An 8,608-nucleotide genomic window follows, 5' to 3' on the forward strand; every position below is an offset into this window, starting at 1 on the left:
GTGATCATGGTGAGGGAAATGGCGCCCCGAACAGGAGTCGAACCTGTGACCTAGCGCTTAGGAGGCGCTTGCTCTATCCAACTGAGCTACCGGGGCTAAAGAACGAGAGATTGTAAGGATTTTCAGCATGGGTGCCACTTTCGAGGAGCAAGCGGCTTTTTATTGAGGCGCTTACTCGCCCTCCGGGCGCCGGCGAGGCGGCGGTATCCGCCTCGCGTATATCCGGGCCAAAGCGGTACTTTGGCAAACCCTGGCCACACCCAACTGAGCTACCGGGGCTAAAGAACGAGAGATTGTAAGGATTTTCAGCATGGGTGCCACTTTCGAGGAGCAAGCGACTTTTTATGGCGGCGCTTACTCGCCCTGATGGGCGCCGGCGAGGCGGCGGTATCCGCCTCGCGTGTGTCCGGGCCAAAGCGGCACTTTGGCAAACCCCGGCCACACCCAACTGAGCTACCGGGGCTAAAGAAATGCTGATTGTAAGGACTTCTGTCATCGGTGCCAGTGTCAGGGAGCAAGCGGCTTTTTTGTCGGCGCTTACTCGCCCTCCGGACGCCGGCGAGGCGGCGGTATCCGCCTCGCGTGTGTCCGGGCCAAAGCGGCACTTTGGCAAACCCCGGCCACACCCCACTGAGCTACCGGGGCTTAAAGAACGAAAGATTGTAAGGATTTTGAATCCTGGTGCCAGTGTCAGGTGCAAGCTGTCTTCTATAACACTGACATTGCCTGTGGGAGCGTGCTTGCACGCGAACAAGCCTCTGGTGGTTTTCAAACAAACACCCACAGGGGGAAGCCGGTGAAGGTTTTGGGGTTTCAACCTATCGCGTCTGACGTCCGACCTCAGACGTTGGACCCGGCTGCATCCCCGTCATTCCGCGATAAACCCTTTTTTAGCCCCTCTCCCCCCAACGTGAGAGGGGCTGGGGGAGAGGGCGCCTTCCAGATAGTCGGCAAGAGTTAAACGAACAGCAGAATAATCGTCGGCAGATGTCAGGTTTCACGCAACTTTTGCCGCCACTGTGCATCCATGTAGCATGGGAAAAAATTCAGAGGTGCGTAATGCAGGACACCCATGATCTTCTGGTACGCAGCAGTACCGACTTCCCGGCCTTGCGGCGCGGGGCCACGGAGATTTTGCAGGTCAATCTGGGCTACCTGTGCAATCTCAGTTGCGTCCATTGCCACGTCAATGCCGGCCCTACCCGTACCGAATTGATGGATCGCGATACAGTGGATCAGGTGCTGGCGGTATTGCGCCATCGGCGCATCCGCGTGCTGGATCTGACCGGCGGAGCGCCGGAAATGAATCCGCATTTTCGCTACCTGGTGAGCGAGGCCCGCAAGCTTGACGTCACTGTCATCGACCGCTGCAACCTGACCGTGTTGCTGGAGCCGGGCCATGAGGATCTGGCCGCCTTTCTGGCCGAGCAGCAAGTGCAGATTGTGGCGTCATTGCCGTGCTACCTGGAAGACAATGTCACCAAACAGCGCGGCAAGGGGGTCTACCAGGATAGTATCGAGGCGATCCGGCAACTCAACCGGCTGGGCTATGGCGACAGCCTGATGCTGGATCTGGTCTATAACCCGGTAGGGCCCAGCCTGCCACCGCCCCAGGCGGCGCTGGAGGCCGATTACAAACGCGAGCTGGCTGACCGTTTCGGCATTCGCTTCAACCGCCTGCTGACGCTGACCAACATGCCGATCAGTCGTTTCGGGGCCGTGCTGCTGGCCCATGACCAGTTCAACGATTACATGCAGTTGCTGCGGGATAACTTCAACGACCATACCCTGCCGGCGGTCATGTGCCGTTCCACCATCAGCGTGGATTATCGCGGTTACCTCTACGATTGTGATTTCAATCAGATGCTGGATATGCCGTTGGGTCATCGCGACCGGGGGCTTCATGTTGGCGACCTGATGGCGACCAGCCTGGAAGGCGAGCCCATTTACGTGGCGGACCACTGCTTTGGTTGTACCGCCGGGGCGGGCAGCAGCTGTGGCGGTGCGCTGGAATAGCCATGGCGTCCATCAGCATCGTGGTACCCGTGCTCAACGAAGCCGCCAACCTGCGTGAGCTCCTGCCCGCCCTGGCCGGGCTGCTGATGCCGGAAGACGAGCTGTGGGTGGTGGACGGTGGTAGCACTGATGATAGCGTTCTGGTGGCGCGCCAGTGGGCCACCGGCTGCGTGCGAACGGCTCCGGGGCGGGCCCGGCAGATGAATGCCGGCGCCGCGGAGGCTCGCGGTCACTGGCTGTGGTTTGTGCATGCCGACTGTCGGCCCGAACGGGCTCACCTGCAAGCGCTCAGAGCGGTATCGCCGGATCGCCCCTGGGGGCGGTTTGATGTGCGGTTGTCCGGTGAGGGGGGCCTGTTTCGGCTCATCGGTGGCCTGATCAATCTGCGTTCACGTATCAGCGGTATTGCCACCGGCGACCAGGGCATCTTTGTGCAACGCCAGCGCTTTCTGGCACTGGGCGGTTTTGCGGATCAGCCACTGATGGAAGACATTGCATTGAGTTTGCGACTGCGCAAACAGCGCTGGCCCCGTTGCCTGCGACCGCGGCTGCAAACCAGCAGCCGACGCTGGCGCCAGCACGGCAGCTGGCGCACCATCTGGCTGATGTGGCGACTGCGCTGGCGCTACTGGCGCGGGGCTGACCCTGTGGCCCTGCATCGGGAGTATTATGGCGAACACTGATACCGCGTTACTGGTCTTTGCCCGTGCCCGGCGGGCCGGCCAGGTAAAGACCCGCCTGATTCCCCGCTACGGCGACGACGCGGCCCTGGCGATCTACCAGGCGCTGTTGCAGCGTACTCTGGCGGTGGCGGGTGAGCACCCGGGGCCGGTGCAGCTATGGCTGGACCAAGTGGACCCGCCGTTGCAGCAACAGGCCCGGGATGCGGGTTGGCAGGTGTGCCTGCAGCAGGGCCGCGATCTGGGCGAGAGAATGGCCCATGCCCTGTCGGAAGGTCTCAAGGTCGCCGGCAAGGCCGTACTGATTGGCAGCGATTGCCCTGTCATGGATGGCCATTACCTGCGCCTGGCGACGGAGGCGCTGGAAGACCACCCGGTGGTGTTCGGTGCCAGCGAAGATGGCGGTTATGTATTGATTGGCAGTCATTGCGTATCTCTCTGGTCTGAGGCGCGCCTGAAAGGTGTACGCTTTGGAGGCCGGCATGCCCTGGCCGACAGCCAGGCCTGTTTTGCCCAGGGGGACGTGGCGGTATTGCCGGCTCTGTGGGATGTGGACGAGCCCGACGACGTGGTCCGCGCCGCCCGTAGCGGTTATCTGCTGGCTTTATATGCTCAGTAGTTAGTATTAGATTTGTGATGTCTGTGCACAGAAGATGGGCTTAACACTTGTTATGGTGGCCCCCGTAATGGATGACGGAGTGTGTTATGCAGGACGTACCGATTCTAGATAATGACATCATCAGCGAGCTGCGAGACATCATGGGCGATGACTTCGAGATGCTGGTGCTGTCATTTCAGCGCGATGGCGAACAGCGCCTGGCTGCCCTGCACAAAGCGCTCAAGGATAACGACAGCGATGTATTGCGTCGCCAGGCACACAGCTTCAAGGGAAGCAGTGGCAACCTGGGGGCCCTGCAGGTTTCCCGCCTTTGCATGACCATTGAACAACACGCCGCCGATGGCGATCTGGCGCCGTTGCCGGCCCTGGTGGAGCAGCTGGAAAGTGCTTTTTCCCGGGCCTGCGAGGCACTGGAAGGGCTCTGATGTTGTCCGCAAACCGGCAAAAAAAACCCTCTTCCAAAAGGGAGTGGAAGAGGGGGGGTTGTGAGCGCTATTGCTAGCGCCTTGGGGGGATACTGGTCGGGAAACGGTGTTTAATCCTCTGTTTCCCATGAAAATCATGCTACCTCCAACCCGCTGGGGGTGCTGTAAAAACCAGTGAGAAAATGTAAAAACTTGGCCGCGTTATGGCGGTGCATTGTTGCTGGACGCCCGGTTTTAGGCCGGTTTGCCGGTCGGTCATGGAAAAGCGGAAGGCGCTTTGTAGGAAAAGGCTTACAAAGCTGTAGGAAAATTCAGTTATTTTTGCCCGAAATTGGCGACAACTTTACACTGTCTTTGGTTGTAAGGCTTTGATATTAAATGATTTTCAGTTTTTCTGACGGCTCTTGGCCGGGAGATTTAATAGTTATTTTACCCCCGCTTACAAATCCCGTTGATATAGTGAAGCCGTGCCTAGGGACAAGGGCACAAGGAACGCAAAGGATGGCACAGACACGGAAGTCGATGTGAGCGCAAACGGGTAAGGATTACTCGACGCAAAAAAGGGCGGCAGGATGCCGCCCTTTTATTTTGTCTGGCGAAAACCGGGGGAGGTGTTCGCCGCGTGGCAGGAAGGCCTCAGCCTTCCCACTCACGGACCAGCTTGTCACGCTTGCCGGCCACACCGTCCCAGTCTTCCGCATCGTCCGGTGCATCTTTCATTTCGGTAATGTTCGGCCACTTCTCGGCCAGCTCGGCATTGATTTCCAGGAAGTCCTGCTGGTCATCCGGCAGCTCATCCTCGGAGAAAATGGCATTAACCGGGCATTCCGGTTCGCACAGTGCACAGTCGATGCACTCGTCCGGGTGGATAACCAGGAAGTTCGGGCCTTCATAGAAACAGTCTACCGGGCACACTTCCACACAATCGGTGTGTTTGCAGTTAATGCAGTTTTCACCTACTACGAACGTCATAGCCTGTCCTCGCCAGGTGTCTTGATCTTTGTACAGCGTCAGAGGCTGATGGTAACAGCTTCAACGCGGTCTCTCTTGGGGTGGCGCTAGTCTAGCGACATGCCCTGAGGCAGGCAAACACGGCGTTGATATAAGGATATAGCCCGTGCTGGCGGCAGATGACATTTAGCCCATTTCCTTGAGCCGATAGAGCGTCTCCAGTGCCTGCCGGGGGCTCATGCCATCCGGGTCCAGCTCCGCCAGGGCGCGTTCGACGGCGCTGGGTTCGCTGAACAGGCTGGCCTGGGCGGGCGCTGGCGCCTTGTTGGCCAGGGCCGGCGTGGCCGGGGCGCCCTGTTCCAGCTCGCGCAGTTTTTCGCCGGCCTGCTGAATCACGCTCTGTGGCACCCCCGCCAGCTGCGCCACCTGCAAGCCGTAACTGCGGCTGGCCGGGCCTTCCTGCACACGGTGCAAGAAGACAATGCGATTGTCGTGCTCGCTGGCAGTCAGGTGGGCGTTGTAAATGCCGGGCAGCTGCTCGGGTAGCTGGGTGAGCTCGAAGTAGTGGGTGGCGAACAGGGTAAAGGCCTTGAGGTGGCGGGCCAGGTGTTCCGCCGCCGCCCAGGCCAGGCTCAGGCCGTCGAAGGTGCTGGTGCCGCGACCGATCTCGTCCATCAGCACCAGGCTGTGGGCGGTGGCGTTGTTGAGAATGTTGGCGGTTTCCGACATTTCCACCATGAAGGTGGAGCGCCCGCCGGCCAGATCGTCGGAGGAGCCGATGCGGGTAAAGATGCGATCCAGACTGCCGATACGGGCACTGGCCGCCGGCACGCAGCTGCCCAGATGGGCGAGCAGGGCAACCAGGGCGGTCTGGCGCATGTAGGTGGATTTGCCGCCCATGTTGGGGCCGGTGATGATGACCATGCGGCGGGCATCATCCAGATGCAGGCTGTTGGGCACGAAGGCATCGTCGAGTACCTGTTCCACCACCGGGTGGCGGCCATCGACGATCTCGATGATGGGGTCGTCCACCAATTGCGGGCGTACCCAGTTGAGCGCTTCCGCCCGCTCGGCCAGCGCCGCGAGTACATCCAGCTCGGCCACGGCGGTGGCGCTGCGTTGCAGCGCGTGCAGGTCGGCGGCCACCTTTTCCAGCAGTTCCTCGTAAAGGCGTTTCTCCAGGGTCAGCGCCTTGCTGGAGGCAGACAGGGCCTTGTCCTCGAACTCCTTGAGTTCCGGGGTGATGAAGCGCTCGGCGTTCTTCAACGTCTGGCGACGCTGGTAATCCGCTGGCGCCTGTTCGGCTTCCCGGCGGGACAGCTCGATATAGTAGCCGTGCACCTTGTTGTATTTCACCCGCAGGGTGGAGAGCTGGGTGCGTTCGCGCTCGCGTTTTTCGATATCTACCAGTACGGCGCCGGCGTTTTCGCTGATGGAGCGCAGCTCGTCCAGCTCGTCACTGTAGCCCGGGGCGATAACGCCGCCGTCGCGGATCAGCATGGGCGGGTTTTCGATCACCGCCTTGCCGAGCAGCTCCACCTGGGCGGGGAACTGGCCGATGCGCTCGATCAATTCGTAAAAGCAGTCTTCGCCGGGCAGGGCGCCGACCAGGGCCGGCAGCACCGACAGGCTGGCGTGCAAGCGGGTCAGATCCCGCGGGCGGGCGGAGCGTAGTGCCACCCGGCCGAGAATCCGTTCCATATCGCCGATGTCATGGAGCACATCGCGGGCGGACTCGAAGCACCAGCCCTGGCGCAGGGCGGCGATCTGGTCCTGGCGCTGGCCGAGCGTGGTGCGGTTGCGCAGCGGCTGGTGCACCCAGCGCTTGAGCTGACGGGCGCCCATGGCGGTTTTGGTGCTGTCCAGCACCCAGGCCAGGGTGTGTTGCTCCTGGCCGTCCAGGGTTTCGGTCAACTCCAGATTGCGCCGGGTGGCAGCATCCATGGCCACGGTGTCGTCGAAGCTTTCCACCGCCAGGCCGGTCACATGGGGCAGGTCGCCACGCTGGGTTTCCCGGGCATAGCCGAGCAGGGCGCCGGCGGCGGCCACCGCCACCGGTGAGGGCTCGCCAAAGCCGGACAGGTCCTGCACCTGGAATTGCTGGCACAGCTGGCGGCGAGCGGACTCTTCATCGAACTCCCAGTCCGGGCGCTTGCGGCTGCCCGGTTGCTCTGCCCAGCGCCCGGGCAGGCTCTGGTCTTCACTGAACAGCAGCTCCGCCGGTGCCCAGCGTTCCAGCAGCGCCTGCAGTTGTTCGGCCCCGGTCACCTGAGTGACGGTAAAGCGGCCTGCGGCCACATCCAGGCTGGCGCAGCCATACTGGCCCTGCTGCTCGCAGACCGCGCAGAGCAGATTGTCGCGCCGTTCTTCCAGCAGCGCCTCGTCACTGACCGTGCCCGGCGTGACAATACGTACCACCTTGCGCTCCACCGGCCCCTTGGCCAGCGCCGGGTCACCGATCTGCTCGCAGATGGCCACCGATTCGCCCAGCTTCACCAGCCGGGCCAGGTAGCCCTCGGCGGCGTGGTAGGGAATGCCCGCCATGGGAATCGGTTTGCCGGCACTCTGCCCGCGCTGGGTCAGGGTAATGTCCAGCAGCCGTGCGGCTTTTTGTGCGTCACCGAAGAACAGTTCGTAGAAATCCCCCATGCGGTAGAACACCAGCTGGTCCGGGTGCTCGGCCTTGATACGCAGGTATTGCTGCATCATAGGTGTGTGTGCGGATAAATCGGGGTTCGTCATATCTGCGTTTCAGCCTGTTTTTCCTTTTATTTCGCTATATATTCAATTGGTTAGCGAAATTCGTAATTTCCGGTAGTGTCCGTGGAGGTCCACGGAAATCCACCCCAATCCGCAAAATTAGTATAGGTTTTAGTATAGCTTTTTGGTTTTTCCTTCGAAAAGGTGATTTTGAAGGTGATATACTGTCAAAAACCTATACCAAATCCTCTGCAGGTCAGACGGGGCCTGCGATGCGGGGATTTGCTTGAAAGCGTTAGTGTTGGTGGATCAAAGCGATGGAGCATAGCAAACAAGGAAGCAAGCAACTATCGGTCCGTGCCATTGAGGCAATGCGGCCAGGGGATAAGGTCAAAACCGACGGGGCTGAGAATACCGGGCTGCGGGTTACCTGCGGCTCCTCGGGTCTGAAAACTTTCACTTATCGTTACCGTAGTCCCGAGACTGGCAAGCTGGTTCAGGTCAAGATCGGTAATTTCCCAGGGATGAAGCTGGCTGAGGCCCGCCTTGAGGTCTCCAAGATGAAGGAGCTCAGGGCCAAAGGAATCTGCCCCAAAGCCGAGCGGGATCGCCAGCTCCAGGCGGAGAAGGAAGCAAAGGCTGCACGGGCGAAGGCTGAGGCCGTTACTGCCTATACGGTGACGGATCTGGTTGAGCAGTATCTGACGGAGGTTATTGAAGATCGGACGGTGACGGACCCCAGAACCGGGGAGAAGCGTCGGGTGCCAGGGGCCAGGAAGCCCAAGGGGCAGTGGGAGGTGCGGCGTACCCTCCATAATGACGCCGTTCGGGTATTGGGTCACAAGCCAGCGGCGGAGGTAAAGCGGAAGGATGTCGTCGACCTGATCAAGGAGATCCTGGATCGAGGTGCGCGGGTCCAGGCCGGGAATGTGCTAAGGGAGTTCATCGCTGCCTATGAGTACGCCATTGGGCTTGAACGCCTGCCTGACGATTTCCCTAACCCGGCCTGGTTGGCTAAGGCCAGCTTGAAGACTGCCAGGATTCGTATGAGTCCCAACAAGGGTAAGAGGGTGCTTTCGGACAAAGAGCTGGCGTCTGTACTGGCCTGGCTGCCGGGTTCAGGTTATTCCCCTACCCAGAAAAATGTCATGCGCTTTACGCTTTGGACTGGGTGTCGGACAGGCGAAGTGTAGTGGTCTAATGAATCCGGACACCAA

At 60.4% G+C, this 8,608-nt stretch carries 7 protein-coding genes and 1 tRNA gene; 5 read left to right on the forward strand and 3 right to left on the reverse strand.

Annotated features, from left to right (window positions below):
• Nucleotides 1-19: 19 nt before the first annotated feature.
• Nucleotides 20-96, reverse strand: a tRNA-Arg gene (locus A11A3_RS13115).
• Nucleotides 97-1,059: 963 nt separating this feature from the next.
• On the opposite strand from A11A3_RS13115, the gene arsS reads away from it, so the two are divergent.
• The 4 genes from arsS (at nucleotide 1,060) to A11A3_RS13135 (ending at nucleotide 3,740) form a co-directional block, all read left to right on the forward strand.
• Nucleotides 1,060-2,016 carry an arsenosugar biosynthesis radical SAM (seleno)protein ArsS gene (arsS, locus tag A11A3_RS13120; RefSeq protein WP_008929796.1) on the forward strand — a complete coding sequence of 319 codons (957 nt, stop codon included), beginning with the start codon at nucleotides 1,060-1,062 and terminating at the stop codon, nucleotides 2,014-2,016.
• A gap of 2 nt (nucleotides 2,017-2,018) precedes the next feature.
• The gene (locus A11A3_RS13125) at nucleotides 2,019-2,699 is read left to right on the forward strand and encodes a TIGR04283 family arsenosugar biosynthesis glycosyltransferase (RefSeq protein ID WP_008929797.1); all 681 of its coding nucleotides are present in this window, start codon (nucleotides 2,019-2,021) and stop codon (nucleotides 2,697-2,699) included.
• Nucleotides 2,686-3,315, forward strand: a complete 630-nt coding sequence (locus A11A3_RS13130) for a TIGR04282 family arsenosugar biosynthesis glycosyltransferase (protein WP_008929798.1) — start codon at nucleotides 2,686-2,688, stop codon at nucleotides 3,313-3,315. The genes A11A3_RS13125 and A11A3_RS13130 overlap by 14 nt, the downstream gene beginning before the upstream one ends.
• Nucleotides 3,316-3,401: 86 nt before the next feature.
• Nucleotides 3,402-3,740, forward strand: a complete 339-nt coding sequence (locus A11A3_RS13135; RefSeq protein WP_008929799.1) for an Hpt domain-containing protein — start codon at nucleotides 3,402-3,404, stop codon at nucleotides 3,738-3,740.
• Between the two features lie 636 nt (nucleotides 3,741-4,376).
• On the opposite strand, the gene fdxA is transcribed toward A11A3_RS13135, so the two are convergent.
• Together fdxA and mutS are read right to left on the reverse strand one after the other, a co-directional pair.
• Entirely contained in the window at nucleotides 4,377-4,712 is a 336-nt protein-coding gene (fdxA, locus tag A11A3_RS13140; RefSeq protein ID WP_008929800.1) for a ferredoxin FdxA, read from the reverse strand.
• Between the two features lie 165 nt (nucleotides 4,713-4,877).
• Nucleotides 4,878-7,400 carry a DNA mismatch repair protein MutS gene (gene mutS / locus A11A3_RS13145; RefSeq protein ID WP_008929801.1) on the reverse strand — a complete coding sequence of 841 codons (2,523 nt, stop codon included), beginning with the start codon at nucleotides 7,398-7,400 and terminating at the stop codon, nucleotides 4,878-4,880.
• A gap of 308 nt (nucleotides 7,401-7,708) precedes the next feature.
• On the opposite strand from mutS, the gene A11A3_RS13150 reads away from it, so the two are divergent.
• Nucleotides 7,709-8,584 carry a tyrosine-type recombinase/integrase gene (locus A11A3_RS13150; RefSeq protein WP_008929802.1) on the forward strand — a complete coding sequence of 292 codons (876 nt, stop codon included), beginning with the start codon at nucleotides 7,709-7,711 and terminating at the stop codon, nucleotides 8,582-8,584.
• Nucleotides 8,585-8,608: the final 24 nt, after the last annotated feature.

The sequence above is a fragment of the Alcanivorax hongdengensis A-11-3 genome (assembly GCF_000300995.1).
GTDB lineage: Bacteria > Pseudomonadota > Gammaproteobacteria > Pseudomonadales > Alcanivoracaceae > Alcanivorax > Alcanivorax hongdengensis.

What these genes read in the sequence shown, in the direction of transcription:
- A11A3_RS13125 (WP_008929797.1), top strand. Translation starts at nt 2,019, where the DNA reads ATGGCGTCCATCAGCATCGTGGTACCCGTGCTCAACGAAGCCGCCAAC.
- A11A3_RS13135 (WP_008929799.1), top strand. Translation starts at nt 3,402, where the DNA reads ATGCAGGACGTACCGATTCTAGATAATGACATCATCAGCGAGCTGCGA.
- arsS (WP_008929796.1), top strand. Translation starts at nt 1,060, where the DNA reads ATGCAGGACACCCATGATCTTCTGGTACGCAGCAGTACCGACTTCCCG.
- A11A3_RS13130 (WP_008929798.1), top strand. Translation starts at nt 2,686, where the DNA reads ATGGCGAACACTGATACCGCGTTACTGGTCTTTGCCCGTGCCCGGCGG.
- A11A3_RS13150 (WP_008929802.1), top strand. Translation starts at nt 7,709, where the DNA reads ATGGAGCATAGCAAACAAGGAAGCAAGCAACTATCGGTCCGTGCCATT.
- fdxA (WP_008929800.1), bottom strand. Translation starts at nt 4,712, where the DNA reads ATGACGTTCGTAGTAGGTGAAAACTGCATTAACTGCAAACACACCGAT.
- mutS (WP_008929801.1), bottom strand. Translation starts at nt 7,400, where the DNA reads ATGATGCAGCAATACCTGCGTATCAAGGCCGAGCACCCGGACCAGCTG.